Genomic DNA, 23,840 nt, shown 5'->3' on the forward strand with positions numbered 1-23,840 from the left:
AAATTTACTGACTTTAAAGTTTAAAATACTAAACAAAAATAACTTAATATTTTGTCCAACTTTTTGGGTGCAGTACCAGAGTGTTAGGAGTTTATTTTTATTATTCGTGTATTTCTAAAGGTAATCCGTCTGGATCAAAGAAAAATGCCATCTTCTTATTATCAAAATCATCATATCTTAACGATTCATGAACTATACCAAGTTCATCAAATTTTTCTAGTATTCTCTCGACATTATCTACCCTAAACGCCAAATGTCTTAATCCTGTATGTTCTGGATTAGGTATCTTAGGTCTAGGTGGAGCATCTTCTTTTATGAAAATTTCTAATACTAAATTTCCTCGTTGTACATTTAAGATAATATCATTTTTCTCAATCCTTATGTGTTCACTTAGCACTTTAAACCCTAATTTATCCACATAAAACTCTTTAGTCTTCTGATAATTAGTTCCGATAATTGCTATATGATGAATATTACTAAACATTAATCTCTTCCTTATTTATATTTCTAACTATTTCTATCGCCTTAGCTAATTCTACTGGATCTACTTCTTCAAAATCTCCTTTTTCTGTATATCTGTATGTTACATCATCTGCAGTTGTAGTTACATCCACGCCATATTTTTTAAAAGTACCATGAACCTGACTAACACCTGTTTTTTCAATTATTTTTCCAAGATTATCTGTTGTAATCCCAGCACCCGCAAGTATCTCTATATATCGTCCATATTTTGATTGAAGATATTTTAACAACTTAGCTCCCCTATTAACATTTGCTCCTAGTCCACTCGTTAAAACTCTTGTACACCCTAAACCTATTAAGCGTTGCAGATTATATTCTGGTTCATCTGAACAATCAAACGCTCTATGAAACACACTTTCAGCACCGAAACTATTACAAAGATCTATCATCTTCTCTGTTTCAACCCAATCTATCTTTCTATCTTCGGCAAGAAATCCAAAAACAATTCCATTTGCTCCATGCTTTAAAAGTTCTCTTGCTTCCCTGAACATTTGTTCTTTCTCTAACCTAGAATAGCAAAATCCTCCTCCTCTTGGTCTCACCATAGCCATTATAGGAATTTCTACTCCACTTTCTAGTGCCATATCCAAAACTGTAGTAGTGGGAGTTAACCCTCCTAAATAACTTGCACTTATTAATTCTATTCTATCAGCACCTTCACTCTGAGCTATTAAACAATCTTGAACACTATTTGCACATACTTCAACTTTTATCATAATTGAAATCTCCTTTTTTCTCTTTGATACTATTATATCACAATTCAAAATAACAATAAAAACTTATTCTTTTTATATAAATAAAGATATGAGACATAAAATCTCATACCCTTATTATTAAGTATATTAAAAAATATATTATTCTTCTCCAAAAATAGAAGTTCTAAAATCTTTCGTTTTATCAAGATATGCTTTAAAGATTGCTTTTTTCAGTTTAAGAACTCTGCTATTCGTATCAGGGTATAATTTTGCCACATCGTCTTCAGCATCTTCTTGAACCGCACTTTTAATTAAACTTCTTAACTTACTAATACTATCAATAGTTACAGTCTCTTGACGTCCCCAATTATTTGGGTTTATAAAGCTAATATTAGTTAATTTATTGAATTTACTTTCTCTTTCTTTATACATTGCTTTTTTAAAATCAATCCAAGACGAATACTGTTTATTAAATACCTTTTCAAGCACTAGTTTATCAGTTACTAATCCTACTTCTTTACCGTATGAATTAATTTTGCTTCCATTAGCTTTTGCTTCTTCTGCGTATTGATTAGAAATATATGGTACCATTCCATCTTTAAATCCTTTTGCAGCTAACAATTCAAACGCCATACGACGTCCCATTAAATCACCCGGCGTTCCTTCATTATTACTTAAAGCTGCGTATATCGGTGAAAAAAGATTGATTGTGTAGTATCCATTTCGTTTATACTCACCTTCATCAATATACCCTCTTCTTGTGATTATATCGTTTTCTATTAAACTATTGAAAGAAGTTAATTTATTAAGCTCATCAAGTTTTAATCTACGAATAACATTCGTTGCGTAAACCTCATTCCCATCAGGATCAGGTTTAAATTTATTCTCAACCTTTCTCAATAGATCATATTTTTGATTGCCATCTAACTTAGCTACTGCTTCTCCTTCTAACATCTCAAGTGTATAAACTAAATCGAATAAGTTATGCATATATTTACGTAAATCTTCTGCATTATTGAATCGTTGAGTTGGATCTTTTACTTGAAGTCTATTAGTATTTTCTGCTTCATCATATTTCAACACAGAGTTTATCGTGATTGTTGCATCATCTGGATGATCAGGAGCTTGTAATAATCCTTTAGCATAAAACTCTGGTCCAAGACCACTTCTTCTTCCGTATCCTCCAAGATAAATTTCTCTATCTGAGTTATGCGTCATTTCGTGCGTATATGTTACCGCACCAGATTTATCAAGCATACGATAAGACATATAGTAGAATGCATCACCTGTAGCATATGCACCATTAGCATTATGAACTACGTTATTACCTGCTGGTCCAAAGAAATGTTTGATGGCAGGATGATCGGTAGAAAAATCTGCTTGGCTAACTTCATTATTATTATCATTACCAAATTTGAAAGCATCATATACTAGAAGACTTCTATATAATTTTTCTTTATTATCTCTATCTAATATTTTGTACCAATAATCATAATGATCTCTAAAGCGTTTAGCCGCTTCTTTCACATTATCTTCTACAAATTTGTTTAATTTTTCTCCCTTAGGATATTCTTTACTTCTATATCTATCATAAGCTCCAAATCCAATAGTAGAGATATTCGCTATCATAAACACAGATTTTTCAGGTAATGTTAATAACGGCAACACCATACTTTGATATTTCCATGATGGACTAGTTAATCTATCATATACACCTATAGATTGCGGAGTCCCTACTTTTGATTGTTTTTCACGTACTTCAGGAATCATAGATTTCTCTTCTACAATATATGCTTTAGATTGCTCTTTAAACCATTCGTTATTTGTTTTATTCGGCTCGAAAACTTTTCTATATTTTTCTAATGTATCAAATAAACTATCAGTTCCATAATTTTTTGATAATAGTACATTATATGTAATAACATTATTTTTCGCTAATAAATTGTTAAAGCCAGATTTACCTAATTCGATAACATTATCTAACGCTGAACTATTTGATTTACCGAAGAAGTCCAAGTGATACATAACTAAATCTTTTGCTTTTGTATCACCGTATTTGAAGTTGTACCAACGCTCTAAATAAGTTAATCCTAGAAGTAAAGCTTCTTTATTATTTTTGATTTTCTCGATTACATAATTATCTATTATCTTATTGTTGTTTTCAACTATTGTCGCATCAGCTGTAAGAAGTTTTATTAAACTATCTTTCAAATTAGTTTTCGTAGTATTGAATTGTTCTTCTAAATATAACTCCGTTAAGCTAACATCCTTAGAAACATCTAATACTTTTCTAATTGCATCTGATTTATATTCTACTTTATTTAATTCTGGTAATACTTCATCTAAAATATTTTTATAATTGTGAAGTAAGGTATTAGGTGTGTAAATTAATTTTGTACCGTTCATACTATACTCGGCAACATTTGAAAAATCACTTTGATATTGTACATTTATCGTCTCTGATGTATTGTCCACGTAATTTAGTAATAGTTTATTTATACTTGATTTGTTTTTATTAATATCACTAATTACTTCACTATCTTTCATAGGCACTACTGACAATAATTCTTTATTGTAAAGATTACTACTAGTCTCTACTAAATTTCCGTACTTAACTATAGTTTCTCTATTATAGAATGGTAATAGTTTTTCTATATTTTTATATACTTTTTCTTTTGATGAATCGGCATTTTCAAGATTTCTATAGTCAGTTACATATCTAGAAGAGAAATTAAAATTTTCTGTTTTAACAGTATTTTTAGCAACAAAAATAGCTTTTTTCTCTCTAATCTGTGCGTCTTCTAATACTTCTCCTCTTTGAATATTAGAATCCTTAGTTAAGATTTCATCATCTTCTTGTACTACGTTCACTACCTTATTATTTTTATTACTATATACATTAGTTGCTTTCATATTATCAAAATGTTTTCCAGCTATAGCATTACCATTCGTAATATTAACATCACTTAAGACATTTAATAGTTTTCCAGATTTCTCCACATCTCCTGAACTATCCCAAAGATCTCCAACTACACCCCCTACATTAGCAAAACGCTGTACATTATTTAGATTCCCTTCAGCATAACTATTACTAATTAGCGCACTATTATCAACTGCGCCAGCTATACCCCCAACAACTTGATCTCCAGTATTAGCATTTGTTGCCATATCAATAGAGGCAATCGACTTATCTATTAATGCATTCGAACCTGAAAGTTTACCTACTAATCCTCCTATTTGATAACTAGCAACTGTTTTATATGTATTAGTTATTCTACCTCTATAGCTACTATTAGAAATAGTAGAATTACTAACTTGTGATACTAATCCTCCTATTCCATGTTCTCCAGCTATTGCTCCATCAGCATGAACATTGTTAATACGAGTGTTACTATTTGCTTCCTTTGCTATTGTCGCAGCATTGTGTTTTGCAGAAACATTGGCATCTTTTAGTGAAAGATTTTGTACTGTTGCACCATTTAGCACATCAAACAGTGGTTTTTTCAGGTTATATATTGCGTAGTACTTATCATTGTTTGTACCAATTAACTTACCACTAAAGTTTTTATTAACATAACTTTCTTGCCCCTCTGGAAGTTCAACTTCACGAGCATCCATAGTTGCACCCAAACGAAACTCTCCAGAAGGATTACTATTCATTGCATCGACTAAATTTTTGAATGATGTATAGACTCCCGTTTCACTTTTCTGAGTTTTTGGTAAATAGTATGTATAATTTTCTATTACATCATTATTTTCATGATGTATCAGATTATTTACACGAGCCACTATTTTATAGACATCTCTATTATCTTTATCAGCATTAGTAATACTTTCAACTGGAAGCATCACATCTTTAAAGTTCTCTGATTTTACTTTCATGAAGTAATTTTGTGGGTCATTTGGTACAGAAGCTAATGAAGTTACATGACGATACTTAGTACCATCTTTTGAATATAATTCTACAGATGATATATTTCTAAGTTCTAATTTTTTAATAACTTCTTTTTCTTCTTTAGTGTCATCTTTTTTCTCATCTTTATGACGTTCAAGGGCATCATATTTAGGTGTAATTTCTTTGCCGTTTATAATACTTCTAATCCAATTTAATTGTGTTGGAGATAAAATCAATCCTCCTGAACGATTTTGAGCTCCATTTTGGTGTACACCAATGACTTCTCCTTTAGAGTTAAAGATTCCTCCACCACTCATACCAGCTTTTCCACCTTGGTATTGGACACCATAAGTATTATTCGCATATTTTTGTTCCATTTCTACAGTAGTATCTTTTAAGTGAGTATACTGCCCAGCTGGATATCCATGAACATTTAGTTTATCATTAACATTTACTTTCGAGTAATTTTCCACTAAGTTCGCATATTGTCTTCTTGTAGATTCAGGCAATTTAATAACTGCTAAGTCGTAGATAAATCCTTTTGGATAACCTTTTTGATTATAGAAGTGTATATCCTCCGATGTGAATGAACCTTTTTGTCCATCAGGTGTTTGCCATTCATATGTATTTTTAGCTTTATCTCCTATAAATTCACCTGTAGTATTATCATTTGAATTACTAATAAAGTTATGAGCTACTGTCAACAATACATTAGGAGCTATAAATGTAGCTGAACCCGTTCCAGATAATGCTTGATTATTTCTTACAAAATTCATTCTAAGTAGTGCACTGGCATTTTTTGGAACATTATTTATTTCTGCTGTATTGTTATTTTCTACAGTAGGTTTTGGATTTTCTGTTTTCAGTGGATCAATTTTTCCTGTATACTCTTTTGGTGGCTCGATTTTTTCCGGTTCAACTATCGCTCCAGCTTGCACTCCTGTGTACTCCTCCGGTGCTTCTGCTTTTGCTGGTTCCACTATTGCTCCAGCTTGTACCCCTGTGTACTCTTTTGGCGGATTTACCTTCTCTGGTTCGACTATTGCTCCAGCCTGTACCCCTGTATACTCTTTTGGAGCTTCTGCTTTCTCTGGTTCGACTATTGCCCCAGCCTGCACTCCTGTGTACTCTTTCGGTGCTTCTGCTTTCTCAGGTTCAACTATCGCTCCAGCTTGTACTCCCGTATATTCTTTTAGCGGTTCGACTTTTTCTGGTTCTACTATCGCTCCAGCTTGCACCCCTTTATACTCAGGTTTTACTTCAACAGCAGGTTTTACTAATTTTTCACCTTTTGGAGTAATAGTACTAACTGCTTTTTTTGTTCCTTTTTCTATAATTTCTGAAACTGGTGCTTTTGTATTAATAGAAATTAATTCTTTAGAAACTTCTTTCCCCTCTACGGTAAATACCCTTATAACTTCAGTTTTTTTGCCTACTTTTCCTTGTTGTTTTACTCTTGTTGTTCCTTTAGGCAACTGATCATTATTTTCGATAATTTGATTATATTGTATTGATGTTTCTACTGTTTTATCAGTATATATTAACTCAGGTTTAGTCAGTTTTCCAGCTAACACTTCATCTTGAGGATTGACTGTATTAACTCCTAATACTTTTTTATCCTCTTTTTTATTATTATTTTCTAATACTTTTTTATCTTCTTTTTTGTCAATATTATTTGATATTGTTTTATTTTCCAGTTTTTTGTCTATCGTATTTGAATTTATAATTTCATTTAACTTCGGTTGTTTTTTAGTATTTTGTTGTGGCGTAACATTTTCTTTAACTTCTTCATTTACTTTTTTAGTTTCATCTTCATTTTTAATAAATCCAACAAAACTATATCCAGGAATCGAAGAAATCTTAGGAAGTTTATCTCCAACTTTTAGATTATAATCCATATTGTAAACCGACAATTGTAAGTCTTCCATAGCGCGAACAGGTAGCTCTAGAGTAGTTGCTCCCATACTCGTAACTAACAGTATTGATAATATTTTACGTGTTTTATTTTTACCTTTTGCTACAGCAACTACTAATAGACCTAGCATACCTCCTAGAAGCATACTTCCTACTCCATAATTTAACCCAGTATTAGGTAATTTGTTTAGTTGTGTTGTTTTAGTCGGTTTAAACACTAAGTAATATGTTTCTTCTGTACTTTGTACAATGTTTGGTACTTCTTTTCTTATTAATTCCTTTTCTTTATCAGTAAGTTTATCTTCTCCTACGTATTTATAGTGGACAATTGCATTATCTGCTGCCTTCACTATATAATCTTCAGGTTGAACAGTCGACATTAAGAAAAAAGATCCTATCGTCATAGAACAAACTCCAACAGTCAATTTTCTTAACGAAAACTTATTATATTTTTCCCCTAAATATTTTCTCAACTTTATACCCTTCTTTCATAATATGATACTAAGATTAATTTTATTTATAATTAATACATTAATTGTAAGCTTTTTCTAAACTAAATGCAAGAAAACAGTCATAAGATTTATACTTTGATTTATTAGTATTTATTTTTAATATAAGATTTACAAAATTATAATCAACACTTTAAATTTATGTTAACTCATACTATATCTATTCATTTTTTCTTCATAAAAAACTGAAAGTTACTTTATTCACTTCCAGTTTAAATCTATTTATTTAACATACCAGCCTGAAGTTGGTACATTTTGTAATAATTTCCTTTTAGAGCAATTAACTCTTCATGTGTTCCAGATTCGATAATCTCACCTTTGTCTAGTACATAGATGCAGTTAGAATCTTGTATAGTAGATAATCTATGAGCAATTGCTATAGTCGTTCTACCTTTTCTCATTTTTTCAAGCGAATTTTGAATCAATTCTTCTGTTTCAGAATCAATATTCGCTGTTGCTTCATCAAGGATTAAGATTTTCGGTTTACTTGCTATAGTTCTAGCAAATGTAAGTAGTTGTCTTTCTCCACTAGAAAAAGTTGCCCCTCTTTCAGTAACTATACTATCATACTTATCTTCAAGTTTATCAATAAAGTTATGTGCATCGACGAACTTAGCCGCTTCAATAACATCTTCTCTTGTTAATTCTTCATTATACATCTTAATATTAGACTCTACTGTCCCGTGATATAAAAATGGATCTTGAAGAACTAATCCAACACTATTTCTTAATTCTTTAGAACTATAATCTTTAATATCAACACCATCAATTAGTATTTCTCCTCTATCATAATCATAAAATCTAAGGAAAAGATTCATAATTGATGATTTACCAGAACCAGTTGCTCCTACGAAAGCAATACTTTCACCATTTTTAACACTAAATGAAATATTTTTAAGTACATCACGTTTACCATCATATGAGAAACTAACATTTTTGAACTCGATATCACCACGTGAAATCTTATAATCACTTTCTTTTTGTTCTGGCTCATATTCTTCATTATCTATAAGTGTGAAAACACGTCCTGCAGAAATTATAGAAGTTTGAAGAATTGAAAAGTTTTGCATTAGTTCAATTAAAGGATTGAAAAGTTGATTCGTATATTGAATAAATGCATAAATTATCCCAGCTGTAAACCCAGCACTTTCAAAACTTAGACCAAAGTACGTAACAATAACCCCATATGCTAATACTTTAAATAAAGCCATAGCTGGTCGTAGTAATAGACTATCAACTTTTAATGATTTAGTGTAATAACGAAGGTGCTCATTATTAACCTTACCAAATTCATCTATTAAACGTTGTTCTTGGTTAAATGCTTGAATTATCTTCATACCTTCGATTGACTCAGACAACTTAGTATTCATTTCACTAATTTTCGCTCGAGAAATTTCTACAAGTTTACTAGATAACTTCTGATACATATACACAGAACCAACCATAACAGGAATGAATAAGATCATATATATAGTAAGTTGCCAACTTAAAGCAATCATTGCAGAAAGTGTTACTACAAACATAAGAATAGTATTTAAGAAACTAGAGAAAATTGTTCCAAACATATCTGCAACAGCTTGTGTATCATTAGTTAACCTAGATACAACAGAACCTACTGGAGTCTTATCAAAGTAAGACATCCCTAATTTTTGTAAGTTTTTAAAACTATCATTACGTAAATCTCTTACTATACTATGAGCTACTCTTGCAAAGTAGAATTCTCCTAAAAATGTAAATACTACTCTTAGAATAAATAATCCAAAATAAATAATTAATATATATAACCCTGCTTTAGCAATATTTTTTGTAATAAAGTTATCAATATAATACTGAGCTAAAAGAGGAATTGCTGTCGCTACTATAGAAGTTAGTAATATAAATAATAACGCTAATACTGATAGTCCTTTATATCTAAACATATAGCGCATTAATCTAAAAAACGTCTTACTTTTCGACATCTTCATTTCCTCCTTTCAAGCTTTCTTCCATTTGTTGGCTTTCATAAGTCTCTTTATACCAACCGTTATTTGCTATTAACTCATCATGAGTACCTTTTTCGATAATAGTATCCTCACCTAAAACAATTATTAAATCAGCTTCAACAACCGCAGATAGTCTGTGAGCTGTAATAATATTTGTCTGACCACTACGTTGTTCTTTTAAGTTTTCTAAAATAATGTGCTCAGTCTTTGCATCAACGGCAGATAATGAATCATCAAGAATTAATATCTCTGGATTAATAATCAAAGCACGACTCATAGCTAAACGTTGTTTTTGACCTCCAGAAAGACTAACACCTTTCTCTCCAACAATCGTATCAAACTTCTCAGGCATGGCCATTATATCATCATATAGACCACAGATTTTCGTAATTTCTTCTACCTTTTTATCATCGATTAAAGGATTCGCAAAACGAATATTTTCTTTAATCGACATAGCAAATAGCACCTGATCTTGAGGTACATATCCGATAAGTTTTCTTAAGTCACTTAGACTGTATTCAGCAATATCTCTATTATTAAGCTTGATATTACCAGTTTTAATATTAAACTCTCTTAATAATAGTCTTAATAGCGTAGTTTTACCAGAACCGGTAACACCTACAATACCAAGGGTTTGACCTTTTTCAATTGCGAATTTAATATCTCTTAGTAAGGTTTTACCTTCTTCAAATTCAAAGTTATCAATATTGTATTCTAGTCTACCATTCTCAGCTTTAACTTTACTATCTAAATTAGTATCGACATCATTAACTTCAGCTAATAAACTTTCTATACGTTTATATGATACTTCTCCTCGTTGTGAGATATTGTATAACCAACCAATCGCTTGAAGCGGCCATACTAACATATCAAGGTACGTAACGAAAGTTACTAACTCACCAACAGATAACTCTCCATTAGAAACAAAAATACCACCAAAAATAAGAGTAAGTGTATATGATAATCCAACGAAAATTAATACCATAGGATCAAATAATGAATTATACTTAGCTGCAATAACATTTTTTCCAAATACTTTATTATTCACTTCTTTAAAACTCTTAATTTCATCGTTACCATAACCGAATGTTTTAGTAACTTTTATCCCTGAAACACTTTCTTGAACCTTATTATTTAAATCAGAAAAAGATTCTTGCGCTTCTTCAAAACTTTCATAGTTTTTATCACCAATATAATTTGTAGCATACGCTAAAAATGGTAAAGGGATAATCGCTATTAAAGTTAATTTAAAATCTATTAAGAATATCATTGTAAATAATGTAACTAGGGCAGTAATACTTGCATCTACCGCGGACATAACTCCACCCCCAGCAACCATTGCTACTGAGTTTATATCATTGGTTGCATGTGCCATTAAATCTCCCGTACGATACTTTTGGAAGAATGATGGTGACATCTTTGTAAAATGTTCGAATAATCTTGATCTCAAAATACGACCTAAATTATATGCTGCACCAAAAATATACACACGCCAAACATAACGAAGAGCATACATAGCAAGAGCAGCTAAAACCAAGTAACCTACATTTAGAAATAACTGACCATTTGTTAAATTACCTGCTTCAATCTTATCGATAACATTACCTATCACCTTGGGCGGAATTAGGTTGAAAATACTTACTAAAATTAAAGCTATAATACCGATACTATAACGTTTCTTTTCTAGCTTCATAAACCAAGATAATTTTCTAAATAAATACATCTACATTCCTCCTTATCTTTCTTCTAATTTCGAGAAGACTTCACCTATTTTCCCATTAATAACAAGATCTGCCATATTATCCTGTGGTGTAGAAGTTTTATTAATAACAATTAAATACTTACCTCTAAAATAATGCAATAAGTTAGCAGCAGGATAAACACTTAATGAAGTTCCGCCAATAATCAATACATCAGCTTTTTCTATAAAGTTAATTGCAGCATTAAATACCGTCATATCAAGTTCTTCTTCATAAAGAGTTACATAAGGTTTTATAATCCCACCACATTTGTCACAACTAGGTATTTCTTCAGTTTTAGATAAGAAATCCTCTAAATTATAAAAAGACTTACACTTCGTACAATAGTTAGCATCCACACTTCCATGTAGTTTCAAAACATTTTTACTTCCTGCTTGTTCATGAAGTGTGTCTATATTTTGAGTAACAACAGCTTTTAACTTACCTTGTTTTTCTAACTTCGCTAAATAATAATGCGCCTTATTCGGTTTAGCATTTGGATAGACCAAATGCTTCTTATAAAAATCAAAGAAATCTACAGGATACTTCACAAACATCGTTCTTGAAACAAGTTGTTCTGGAGTGAAATGACGATTAAGTTCTACGCTAAAAACTCCATTGGCACTTCTAAAATCTGGGATATCAGATTCTGTAGAAACACCAGCACCACCAAAAAACACAATATTATCGTTAGATTTTATTATTTCTCTTAGTTTTTCTATATTATTCATAATACTACCTCCTTATAATATTATAAAAGCTATGAAAAGAAGGAAACTCTTTTTTAAGTCTCCTTCTTTAAATTAACTACTAATTAGTTTCTTTATCTTTTTGAGCTTTTAACTCTTTGATACGTTGTTTACGCTCTTCGATACGAGCTTTTTTCTCTTCACGAGAAGCACTCTTAACTGGACCACGAGCGATATGTTCTTTACTATCATTAGTTACAAGGTTCGTTGGTTCTTGTTTCATCTCGATTTCTTCGTGGCGTTCTACTCTAATACGCATTAAGTTAGTAACAACTTCAACTTGAATGTCATCAATCATGTCCTCGAACATTTGGTAACCTTCAGTTTTGTATTCACGAAGTGGATCAATTTGTCCATATGAACGTAGGAAAATCCCTTTTCTAAGTTGATCCATTTGGTCGATGTGATCAGTCCATCTATCATCAATTGCATTAAGAAGAATGTATTTCTCGAATGAATTCATAGTTTCATCACCAAGTAACTCACGTTTCTCAGCTAACTCTAAATTAATTCTGTGTAATACTAATTCACGAATTTCATCATCAGACATAACATCTGAGTATTCACTCTCAGTAATAGGTTTTTGACCTAAGAACTTCTCATTAAGTGATTTAATGATTTCTTCTGTTTCCTCTTTTTCACTGTGCGCTTCTAAGTTTTCAATGATAAATGCCATAGTTTTATCAACTGCATCTCCAATCATATCTTGGATGATTTCAGTAACTACTTCGTTTTCTAATACTTCATTTCTTTCAGCGTACATGATTTCACGTTGTTTACGTAATACATCATCATATTGAAGTACTTGTTTACGTGAGTCATAGTTATTACCTTCAACACGTTTTTGAGCACTTTCTACCGATCTACTTACCATTCTACTTTCAAGCGGTGTATCTACATCTTTACCCATGATTTTTTGTAATCTATCAGCTCCAAAACGAACCATTAGCTCATCTTCTAGAGATAAATAGAATCTACTGTAACCAGGGTCCCCTTGACGTCCAGAACGTCCACGTAGCTGATTATCAATACGACGAGATTCGTGACGTTCTGTACCGATTACGGCAAGACCACCTAATTCACGAACACCTTCACCAAGTTTAATATCCGTACCACGACCAGCCATGTTAGTTGCGATAGTTACTGAACCACGTTGTCCAGCTTGTTTAATAATTTCTGCTTCACTTTCATTTTGTTTAGCATTAAGTACTTTGTGAGGTACTCCATATCTATATAATAATTTAGATACTAATTCACTCGTTTCAATAGAAACTGTACCTAAAAGAACTGGTTGTCCTCTATCATAACATTCTTTTACTTCACGTGCTACAGCATTAAATTTAGCTTCCATGTTAGCATAAATAAAGTCTGGAGCATCAATCCTTTGAATTGGTCTGTTCGTAGGAATAGTTGTAACGAACATATTGTAGATATTTCTAAATTCTTCTTCCTCTGTTTTACCAGTACCTGTCATACCACTAAGTTTTTTATACATTCTGAAGAAGTTTTGGAATGTAATAGTCGCCATTGTTTTACTTTCTTTTTGAATTGGTACAGCTTCTTTAGCTTCAATAGCTTGGTGTAAACCTTCTGAGAAACGACGTCCAGGCATTGTACGACCTGTAAATTGGTCAACGATTAAAATTTCACCATCTTCAGCAACTACGTAATCAACGTCTAACGCCATTGTGTAGTTAGCTTTTAACGCTTGGTTAATATGGTGTGTTAAGTCTACATTTTTTAGATCATAAAGATTTTTCAATCCAAAGTAACTTTCTGCTTTATCAATACCATTTTCAGAAAGTTGAATAGCTTTAGTTTTAATATCTAAAGTATAATCTCCATCACTTCCATCTTCTTCCTCTGCTTTTTTCAGAGTTTTAACGAATGCATTCGCTACTTGGTAAAGTGAAGTTGATTCTTGTCCTTCACCAGAAATAATAAGTGGTGTACGAGCTTCATCGATAAGAACTGAGTCAACCTCATCGATTACGGCATAGTTTAATGGACGTTGAACACGAGCTTCAACTGTTTTAACCATGTTATCTCTTAAATAGTCAAATCCTAACTCATTGTTTGTTGAGTATGTAATATCCGCATTGTATGCTGCTCTTTTCTCTTCAGAATTTAAAGAGTTTAAGTTAAGCCCAACAGAAAGTCCCATAAAGTTATAGAAAACTCCCATTTCCTGAGCATCACGTTGAGATAAGTATTCGTTAACTGTAACAACGTGTACTCCTTCTCCAGCTAATGCGTTTAAATAAACAGGCATTGTTGCAGTAAGAGTTTTACCTTCCCCTGTTCTCATCTCTGCGATATCCCCACGGTGAAGTGAGATACCACCCATGATTTGAACTTTATATGGTTTCATTCCTAAAGAACGAAATGCTCCTTCACGAGCTGCAGCAAATGCATCTACTAGAATTTTATCTAGAATATCCGCTGTATCTTTTCCTTTTTCTCTTTGTTCTTCAATGTAAGCTTTAAATTCTTCAGTTTTATTTTGTAATTGTTCATCGCTAAGACTTGAATATTCTTCATCTTTAGCTAATACTCTGTCAGCTAATTTTGATAAGCTTTTTACTTCTCTTCTGTTAGCATCAAATATTTTTCCTAAAATAGCCATTAACATTTTCCTTCCGACATATTTTCTTATTTAATGATTTTATAATCATATTATAATTCATCTCTTAATTATAACATCCATTTATCTTTAAAGCAACAACAATAATACGATTTTAAGTTGATATTAACTACGTTTTTCATCCAACTAATAAAGCTAAATGAATTTATATATTTTTTGATTTTAAATAAAAAATAAGAATGACATAAAACATTTATCATAAAAATTTTATTTTCATGTCATCCTTTATTTTAACTTCATACTGCTTAACTCATAATTGATTTAACATTGTTAATCATCGCTAATAAATCATTAGATATTTTATGGAAGAATACACTGTTACTAACTAACATTTTAGATAACTGTGCATTAGTCGTTGGCATTTTTTCTAACACTTCATCCTTCATCATTTCCGTCATTAATGATGAGGTAGTCACACCTAATTTTTCCGATTTTTTTATCAAATATCTCTCTAAAACATTTTCAAATTCATCATGTGAAATTTTAGATTCATTTTTTAATGTAGTTACATTTTTTGTTAAATTTTTCTCAACAATCTTTTCCAATGCTTTTTTCTCATTTATATTCTTTTCTAATTGCCTTCTTAATTCAAACTCATCCCACTTCATGAAATTTTCTTCAACATAATTAGTATCTTTCAATTCAGGATTCATTAATTTATTTTTAATTTTTTCAATTTCTTCTTCACTATAGATTTCTTTTAAATCTTTTTCTTTTTCTCTAATTAAGCTATTTAAGCAATCTAAATTAATTACATCAATACCTCTTAATTTAGTCTGATCTTCAATTTCTATTCCAGTTTCTTCATTTGCATAAACAACTATAGGATGCACATTTATAATGTCTACTCCAAAATCTAATTGCTCCAAAATCATTTTTTGTCTTTCTATTTGATTTAAAACACTAAAAGTACGACTCTTTTTACCTTCAGTTAAAAGGAAAAAACTTCCACTCGCATCAATTTTAACATTAAATTTAGTATTCTTACATTCTATCAAATACATAGATTTTTTTGTTATTATTATAAAATCAATTTGACAATGAAATTCTCCAATATTAATTTCAATATCATTTAAAATATACATTGGATAAAAACTATATTTCAATTCATCTAACACCTTATTTTCACCAATCTCTCCAATTTTAAAAAGTAAGATTCGATGATCAATATCATTAATTTTCAAAGCAGAACTTTCATTTTTCTTCTTATCCATAAGTTCTCTAATATTTTTATTTAATGTGTCATTAGCTTTGAAAATCTCGATTTTTTCTCCATTTGGTAAATTCACATGCTCTGTTTTTTTATTATTAATAATTTCATTTATTTCTTTTAATGTATCATCAATAACATAATCTTCTTCGACAAATTCTATAGCTGAAATTGTTTGTTTAGAATCTTCATTCACTACTATATCTGCTTCAGTAACCTCCCCTTTTTCACAGACTTCTCCAGTAGCATTACTAATTTTAATATTTTTTAGAAAAATACCTTCGTTTTTTAGTTGTTCATTTGACATTTCTTTATAAAAAGGTCCTTTAATTTCAAAACTACAACAATGTTTACAAAAACGATAATCTCCCCAAATAAAGTCTACCCAATCTAAAGAAGGTTTATTAGTAGATTTTTTCAATGTTCTACAGGATACTTCATGTATCAAACCGCTCTCCATCTTACAAAAATCACTAACTTCACTTCTACGTTCAAAATAAACTACAAGTCTTTCGAAAATCTGATAAAATATATCTACTGCATATCTAGGAACGCCCAAGTTATTTTTATCATACTCAATCTCAAATAGCTTCAATACTTTTTTCATAGAATATTTAACAGGATTCTTACCATTTGTTAATCCTACTTTTATAAGTTTAGATTGAATAAATTCAAATTTATAATCACTAAGAAAAGAAAAATATTTATCTATTAATTCTTTCTTCTCCTTATACCAAACAAAAACTTTAATATCTATTTCTGATGGTATATTATTAAAATAACTTTCTAGAGTATCCTCCAAATCGAACAAATATTCTCCAGATTCCATTTTACGATGAAAATTTCTATCTTCTATGACTTCAAATCTATCAGTTATATTTATTCTTTTTAATGAAACAGAAACAACTTTCGTTACATCAGTTTCTACGATATCTAACAAAACAATATTTTTATCCATTTTCATTCATCCTTCTCGTTTATCTGTATTTTTTTAATAACACCTCCACTTTCTCAACATATAAATCTCGAACATTTTGAGGTGCTAATATTTCTATATCACTACCTAAAGAGAAAATCCAACCTAAGAAATGACCACTACACATAACCTCTACAGAAGTTTGATAAATATCATCTTTTTTATGAATAATAATATCTTTTCCAAATCTATCAACGATTGCTCCTATTAATGATTCTTTAAACTCTAAAGTCACTTTTTCTAAAGTTCCACCATACATACCAAATATTTTCTTCGAATAACTAGATATATCTTCTTTTTGAAACTTTTCATGACCCACTCTATCATCATCTGCAATAACAACATTTCGCATTTTATCAACACGATAATTTTTTATCAACTCTGTCTTAGCATCAAAAGCAACCATATAATAATTTTCATCATTCCACACTAGAGCAAAAGGACTTACGTTATAGACTTCACCATTTTTTCTATCAATCATCTGTTTTTTATAATTCCATTGCCAATAATTAAAATCAATTTGCTTATTTTCTGCAATTGCATTGTGAATAGCATCAACATTATAATAAATATTTTCATTGATATATTTGTTTTCTTCGAAAGAATATACCTGTCTTTGAATTTTTTGAGCTTGTTTTTTACTCGCTAATTTCTTCAATTTCAAAATTAGATCTCGTGATTTTTTTACAGTTAAAAACTTACTCGCCTGGATTACATCGATTAGCATCTTCACCTCTGCAAGCTCAAATTCTCTTTCTACTAATGCATAGATATTCTCACGACCATTCTTTTCAACAACGATATTAAATCCATAATCTTGTAGTAATTCTATATCTTTATATAGAGTTTTTCTCTCAACAATAATTTCTTTTTTCAAGAGTAAAGTAGTTAATTCTTTCACACTTAAATAAGTATTTTCATCGCTATAGTCTCTTAGTATTTCTAATAGATACAATAGCTTTAATTTTTGATATCTTCCTTTTTCCATAAATTTTGCTCCTTATATACACTTATGTATATAATAACAACTATTTACGAATTTTTCTATTACTTTTATGTATTTTCACATCTCTATTGACAACTTCTGCGATTACAGAACCTCCAGTAACAAAACAAACTTTTACAAAAAATTTATCTCCAACTTTATCGTAAATTCTTCCTGCACTTTTCGTACCTTTCGCAACAGTTCTACAAGAATTTCCTACATAACCAACTTTACCGAAGGTTTTCATCATAACTTTAATAGCTTCTTCATCATAGTCGTTATCAAACTCTTTTTCACAACTGATAACATCTCCCACTTTAAAAATTTTATTTCCAAAATAGTGTTCCATCCCTGTAATTGTAATATAATCTTTTTCCATTTTAAATCACCTCTTCGTTTTGTGATTTAATTATAACAATCTATCTGTCCATTTTTTTGGACTCTATAAAATTTATTAAAAAAAATTAGAACTTAGATTAAATTTAACCTAAGTTCTATATGTAAGTTATTCTATTATTTGTTTAAGATGCTAGCACAACGTGGGCATAAACCTTCTTCGTTTACTTCATCTACGATGTTCCAACAACGGTCACAACGGTGTCCTTCTGCTTTAGTTACTTTAACAGTAGCAAGATCATAAGCTACACCATCGTTTTCTTTAACAGCAACTTTACTTACGATGAAGAATTGGTTTAAGTTATCAACAGAGTTTAATAACTCAACAACTTCTGCATCGTTACTATATACTTCAACAGCTGCTTCAAGAGATTTACCAATAACTTTTTCATTACGGCTTTCTTCTAATGCTTTATTCACATCATCACGAACTTCTAAAAGTTTATCCCATTTAGCTTCTAATGTTGCATCATCGATTAAGTTCTTAACTGGGAAATCAGTTAAGTGAACAGATTCAGCATCTTCGTATGGCATATTGTCATATACTTCTTCAGCAGTGAATGAAAGAATCGGTGCGAATAATCTAACAGATTTACTTAATACAGTGTAAAGAACTGTTAACATACTTTGGCGTTTGTGAGAATCTTCACCTTCGATGTAAAGAATATCTTTACCATAGTCAAGGTAGAATGAAGATAATTCAACATTAAAGAAGTTGATTAGTTCAGTAGTAATACTGTTGAATTGATAGTTTTCATAGTAATCTAATACTTTCGCAACAACTTTTTCAAACTTAAGAACCATGTATTTATCTAATTCTTCTAGATCTTCATATGCAAGAAGGTCTGTTTGGTTGTTGAAGTTTCCATTATATAAGTTTCCTAGTAAGAAACGGAAAGTATTTCTAATTTTTCTGTATGTTTCAGATACTTGTTTTAAGATATCTTTAGAGATACGTACGTCCTGAGTATAATCAACACTTGCAGACCATAGACGAATAATCTCAGCACCTAGTTCTTTACCTACTTCGTTAGGAGAAATAACGTTTCCTAATGACTTACTCATCTTGTTACCATTTCCGTCCATAACGAATCCAGCAGATACTAACTCTTTATATGGAGCTACTCCCGATACTGCTACAGAAGTGATAAGTGAAGAGTTGAACCATCCACGGTATTGGTCACTTCCTTCTAGATATAAGTCAGCTGGATAAGTTAAATCTTTGCGAATTGCACAACATCCTTGGTGAGATGTTCCAGAGTCGAACCATACGTCCATGATGTCCATTTCTTTAGTGAATTCACCATTTGGACTTCCTGGGTGAGTGTATCCTTCTGGTAATAATTCTTTAGCTTCTTTGTAGAACCAAACTGTTGATCCTTCTTCTTCGAAAATTTTCGCTACGTGTTCGATTAAGTCGATATCAAGGATAGCTTCTCCATTTTCAGCATAGAATACAGGAATTGGCACACCCCAAACACGTTGACGACTGATTACCCAGTCACCACGGTCACGGATCATGTTATATAATCTTGGTTTACCCCATTCACTGTAGAATTTAGTGTTATCTACAGCTTCTAATAATTCAGAACGGAATGCATCAACAGAACAGAACCATTGTGGTGTAGCTCTGAAGATAATTGGTTTTTTACTTCTCCAGTCATGTGGATATGAGTGAGTGATATCTTCTTGTTTTAATAATGCTCCAGTTTCATCTAAGTGCGCAATAATGTCTTTGTTCGCATCAAATACGAATTTACCAGCGAATTGCCCCGCTTCTTCAGTAAGAACACCTTGGTTATCAACTGGTGATAATACTCCAAGTTTGTATTGTAATTGACCAACAAGATAGTCATCAACCCCGTGTCCAGGAGCTGTGTGTACTAAACCAGTCCCTGAATCAAGTGTTACATAATCAGCTAAGATTAATGTAGAAGTTCTATCTAAGAATGGGTGTTGACATAGTAAGTACTCTAAGTCCTTACCTACTAATACTTCACCTGTTTCATAGTTTTCCCAACCGAATTTTTCAGCTAAGAATGCTACTCTTTCTTTAGCAACTAAGTAACTTTCCCCATTATATTTAACAACTTGGTATTCAAAGTCTGGGTGAACAGCAATACCTAAGTTCGCAGGTAATGTCCAAGGAGTAGTTGTCCAAATAACAAACTTAGTTCCTTTTTCTACAGCACCATTCTCACTAACTAAGTCAAAAGCAACATAGATAGATGGTGAAGTGTGATCGTGGTACTCGATTTCAGCTTCAGCTAATGCAGATTCTGATGATGGTGACCAGTAGATAGGTTTTAATCCTTTGTAGATATATCCTTTGTCTACCATTTTACCGAATACACGGATTTGTTCAGCTTCAAATTTTGGATCTAAAGTTAAGTATGGGTTATCCCAATCACCTAATACTCCAAGTTTTTTGAAGTCAGCACGTTGTTTATCAACTTGTTTTAAAGCATAATCTTTACATTTGTTTCTAAATTTATTAGCTGGCATAGATTTTCTATCAACACCATTATTTACTAATACTTGCTCGATTGGAAGACCGTGAGTATCCCAACCTGGAACGTATGGTGAAACAAAACCATTCATGTTTTTATATTTAACGATAAAGTCTTTTAAGATTTTGTTTAATGCGTGTCCAATGTGGATGTTACCATTCGCATATGGAGGTCCATCGTGAAGTACGTATGATGGTTTCCCAGCATTTTTTTCTAAAATTTTGTTATATAAATCCATTTCTTCCCAACGTTTTAGGAATTCAGGTTCTTTATTTGGAAGATTTCCACGCATTGGAAACTTCGTTTTTGGCATTAATAATGTATCTTTTAATTCTACCATTTTTTCTCCTTTCAAAATAAAAAACTCTTAGTAAAAGTCACAGAGGGCGAAATGTATCCACGGTACCACCTCTTTTAACTCCTACTAAGAGCACTTGTTTGTTCTATTAAAATTATTACACAATAAAGTGATAACTTCTATGTTTCTATAAAACTTTTCACCAACCAGTTTCTCTCTAAAACTCCACATAGTCGTCTTGTCTTTATTTACGATATGTATATTATATTACATTAACAATAAAGTTTCAAGTATTTTATGTGAAATTAATAGAAAATTATCTGAAAACATTTCTCTAATAATTTAGTTTATGATTTTTTAAGTTTATATAATCTATAATGTCTATTTTCAACAACTATTTTATTAGTGGTCTTTATGAAGTAACTGTGTTTATTTTTTCAAATAATTTTTAGTGAAAATAAAAAAGAATAGCACTCGCTCTCCAATGGGAATGCGATTACTATTCTTAGTTGTTACTATTATATCATGTTTTTTAAAAAATAACAAATTTGAAGATAAAATTACTAAATAATAAAAAAGAGATATCGATCAATCCTCCAAAATTTTTTTTTTTTTTGGGAGAATATTCAATATCTCTTTGTTATCTATATTATAATCCTGGATTTTAAAAAAGTCAATGTTACTTCTAGTTAAGATTTAATAACTTTATGAACTTATATTAATATTTAACTAGTTTATACGCTTATTATCCATGGTATATCACCTATCCAAAGTCTTAATTTATTTTTTCTCTTCTAAAGTTTTTTAACGCATCAGCAGTGTATTGAAGTACTTGTTGTTGAGTTAATGAAGCAGTCACGTTAATATTACCACCAGAAACATCTACACCATCAACATTAACAGGTAACCCTAATGCTTTTATAGAAATTATATTTCCTTTAACTCCAACTCCAGTACCAGTCAATGCTTCTTTAAGATATTTTTCCAAAGCAAAATCAGGAATTGGCACTTTTCCAATTTTAGCATCTTCTAGTACTAAATCTACACTATTATTTGCACCAACAACTTTGACATTAGCAGTAATCATCGTATCCCACAACCCTAATTTCACTGGTAACTTCGCAACAATATGATTACCAACAAGCTCATAACTACCTTGAAGTAGTTCTGAATCCTTGGCAACTGAACTTTTTAAAATCGATAAAAATGTATCATTATCAAGTTTTAACGATGTCGATAATTTCGAATTTGAAAAAGAAACATTCGAGATAAAATTTTTATTTAAATCTGCCATACTAGTCGTTGCTTGAACACTAGCCAATCTCTCTGTGTTTTTTATAGTTTCACTTGGAGTTAATGCATATGTTATACCACCACCAAATAGAGCTAAAACTATTAATAACGATAGTAAACTTCTTAGTAATCTCATTTTTAGTCTCCTTTTTTATAGCTTTTCTTATATTATTATACACTATACTCGTTAAAGTTTAAACAAAGTTAAATCTTTTCTATAGATATAGTAAAAATGATACTATAATTAGTTACAAAACAAATCTTTTTATATACAACCCTTTCATTTTACGCTATAATAATTGATAATCTAAAAAGATTAAGTTTTAGTAAAGGAGATAGAGCATATGAAAGAAAATATCACAATAAAAAATTTCACCATGAATGTACTTAATGGTATAGCATTAGGAACGGTTCTTTGTCTAGTTCCAGGGGCATTACTAGGTGAACCATTAAAATATATAGGAAAACTTTACCCAGCACTTGCGTTCTTATCATTATCAATAACTATTTCTAATGCAATGATTGGACTAGCTTCAGGAATTATTATTGGATTATTATTTAAATTTACACCTGTTCAAAGTGTTTCTATTGGGCTAGCTACATTATTTGCGAGTGGTTCTATTATACCAACACCTGATAAAACAGGTCTAATGCTGAAAGGCTCAGGAGATATTGTAACGATGATATTCACAGCCGCTTTAGCAACAGCCTTTATCCTATTAATCGGAGACAAAGCTAAAAACTATGCCGTAATCATATTACCACCATTAACACTCGTTATTATTGGCGGTATCGGTAGATATACACTTCCTTTCTTCTCGGGTGTGACAAAATTATTAGGAGATGGAATTAAACACCTTCTTACTCTTCAACCTATTATCCTGACAATCCTTATAGCTGTGATTTTTGCTTGCCTAGTAGTTTCACCAGTTACGTCAGTAGGAGTTGCTCTTGCTATTAATATCGATGGAATTGCTTCAGGAGCTGCAAATCTTGGAATCTGCGCTTGTGGATTTACCCTAGCAATCGCAGGATGGGCAGTAAACTCAAAAGGTGTTTGTTTTGCTCACTTTATTGGATCTCCAAAGATTTCAATGGCAAATATTTTTGCTAAACCGAAAATCATGCTTCCAGTTCTATGTAGTGCAGCATGTTCTGGAGTATTCGCTGCGTTACTAAATATCAAGGGAACAGCGATGAGTGCTGGATTTGGTTTCAGTGGTCTAGTTGGACCATTAGCACATCTTGCTACTACAGACGGTAGTGCTTTTGAACTACTAAAAGCACTTATAGTGTTCGCAGTAATACCTATACTTTCTGGTTTCTTCTTCGTAAAACTATTTACGAAAATTGTACCTATTATTAAACCGGAAGATTACAAACTTAACCTATAAAATAATTTGAGACGACTCGAAACCATTTTGAGCCGTCTCCTTTTTTATTTTCTAATATTATTAAAGCCTTGCATAAATTATTTGCATAACTTATAATTATAAAGTATTAATTTTTAAGATATAAAATAT

The 23,840-nt window shown here is 31.1% G+C and carries 13 protein-coding genes; 1 reads left to right on the top strand and 12 read right to left on the bottom strand.

Annotated features, from left to right (window positions below; all coding sequences use genetic code 11):
- Positions 1–100: 100 nt before the first annotated feature.
- The 12 genes from gloA2 to JX287_RS07105 form a co-directional block, all read right to left on the bottom strand.
- The gene (gloA2, locus tag JX287_RS07050; protein WP_204644131.1) at positions 101–484 is read right to left on the bottom strand and encodes an SMU1112c/YaeR family gloxylase I-like metalloprotein; all 384 of its coding nucleotides are present in this window, start codon (positions 482–484) and stop codon (positions 101–103) included.
- A complete protein-coding gene (locus JX287_RS07055) occupies positions 477–1,238 on the bottom strand; it encodes a copper homeostasis protein CutC (protein ID WP_204644133.1) in 762 nt (253 codons plus the stop codon). Before JX287_RS07055 ends, gloA2 begins: the two co-directional genes overlap by 8 nt.
- A 138-nt stretch (positions 1,239–1,376) precedes the next feature.
- Positions 1,377–7,499 (bottom strand): ZmpA/ZmpB/ZmpC family metallo-endopeptidase, encoded by a 6,123-nt coding sequence (locus JX287_RS07060; protein ID WP_275576623.1) that lies wholly within the window; start codon positions 7,497–7,499, stop codon positions 1,377–1,379.
- Positions 7,500–7,753: 254 nt separating this feature from the next.
- Entirely contained in the window at positions 7,754–9,493 is a 1,740-nt protein-coding gene (locus JX287_RS07065) for an ABC transporter ATP-binding protein (RefSeq protein ID WP_204644135.1), read from the bottom strand.
- A complete protein-coding gene (locus tag JX287_RS07070) occupies positions 9,480–11,240 on the bottom strand; it encodes an ABC transporter ATP-binding protein (RefSeq protein ID WP_204644143.1) in 1,761 nt (586 codons plus the stop codon). The genes JX287_RS07065 and JX287_RS07070 overlap by 14 nt, the downstream gene beginning before the upstream one ends.
- A 12-nt stretch (positions 11,241–11,252) precedes the next feature.
- The gene (locus JX287_RS07075; protein WP_204644145.1) at positions 11,253–11,987 is read right to left on the bottom strand and encodes an NAD-dependent protein deacylase; all 735 of its coding nucleotides are present in this window, start codon (positions 11,985–11,987) and stop codon (positions 11,253–11,255) included.
- A gap of 79 nt (positions 11,988–12,066) precedes the next feature.
- Positions 12,067–14,631 (bottom strand): preprotein translocase subunit SecA, encoded by a 2,565-nt coding sequence (gene secA / locus JX287_RS07080; RefSeq protein WP_204644147.1) that lies wholly within the window; start codon positions 14,629–14,631, stop codon positions 12,067–12,069.
- A 263-nt stretch (positions 14,632–14,894) separates the two neighbouring features.
- On the bottom strand, positions 14,895–16,817 hold the full coding sequence (locus JX287_RS07085; RefSeq protein WP_204644149.1) for a nuclease-related domain-containing protein: 1,923 nt from the start codon (positions 16,815–16,817) through the stop codon (positions 14,895–14,897).
- Between the two features lie 19 nt (positions 16,818–16,836).
- Positions 16,837–17,823 carry a helix-turn-helix transcriptional regulator gene (locus JX287_RS07090; RefSeq protein WP_204644151.1) on the bottom strand — a complete coding sequence of 329 codons (987 nt, stop codon included), beginning with the start codon at positions 17,821–17,823 and terminating at the stop codon, positions 16,837–16,839.
- A gap of 40 nt (positions 17,824–17,863) precedes the next feature.
- Positions 17,864–18,199 (bottom strand): HIRAN domain-containing protein, encoded by a 336-nt coding sequence (locus JX287_RS07095; protein ID WP_204644153.1) that lies wholly within the window; start codon positions 18,197–18,199, stop codon positions 17,864–17,866.
- A 134-nt stretch (positions 18,200–18,333) separates the two neighbouring features.
- Positions 18,334–21,066 (bottom strand): isoleucine--tRNA ligase, encoded by a 2,733-nt coding sequence (ileS, locus tag JX287_RS07100; RefSeq protein WP_204644162.1) that lies wholly within the window; start codon positions 21,064–21,066, stop codon positions 18,334–18,336.
- Between the two features lie 733 nt (positions 21,067–21,799).
- Complete coding sequence (locus tag JX287_RS07105; protein ID WP_204644165.1) at positions 21,800–22,453, bottom strand: hypothetical protein; 654 nt, start codon at positions 22,451–22,453, stop codon at positions 21,800–21,802.
- Between the two features lie 208 nt (positions 22,454–22,661).
- Between JX287_RS07105 and JX287_RS07110 the strand changes: the two genes are divergently transcribed.
- The gene (locus JX287_RS07110) at positions 22,662–23,711 is read left to right on the top strand and encodes a PTS transporter subunit IIC (RefSeq protein ID WP_204644167.1); all 1,050 of its coding nucleotides are present in this window, start codon (positions 22,662–22,664) and stop codon (positions 23,709–23,711) included.
- The last annotated feature ends 129 nt before the right edge of the window (positions 23,712–23,840 follow it).

Source organism: Gemella haemolysans (genome assembly GCF_901873445.1).
GTDB classification, from domain to species: Bacteria; Bacillota; Bacilli; order Staphylococcales; family Gemellaceae; genus Gemella; species Gemella haemolysans_C.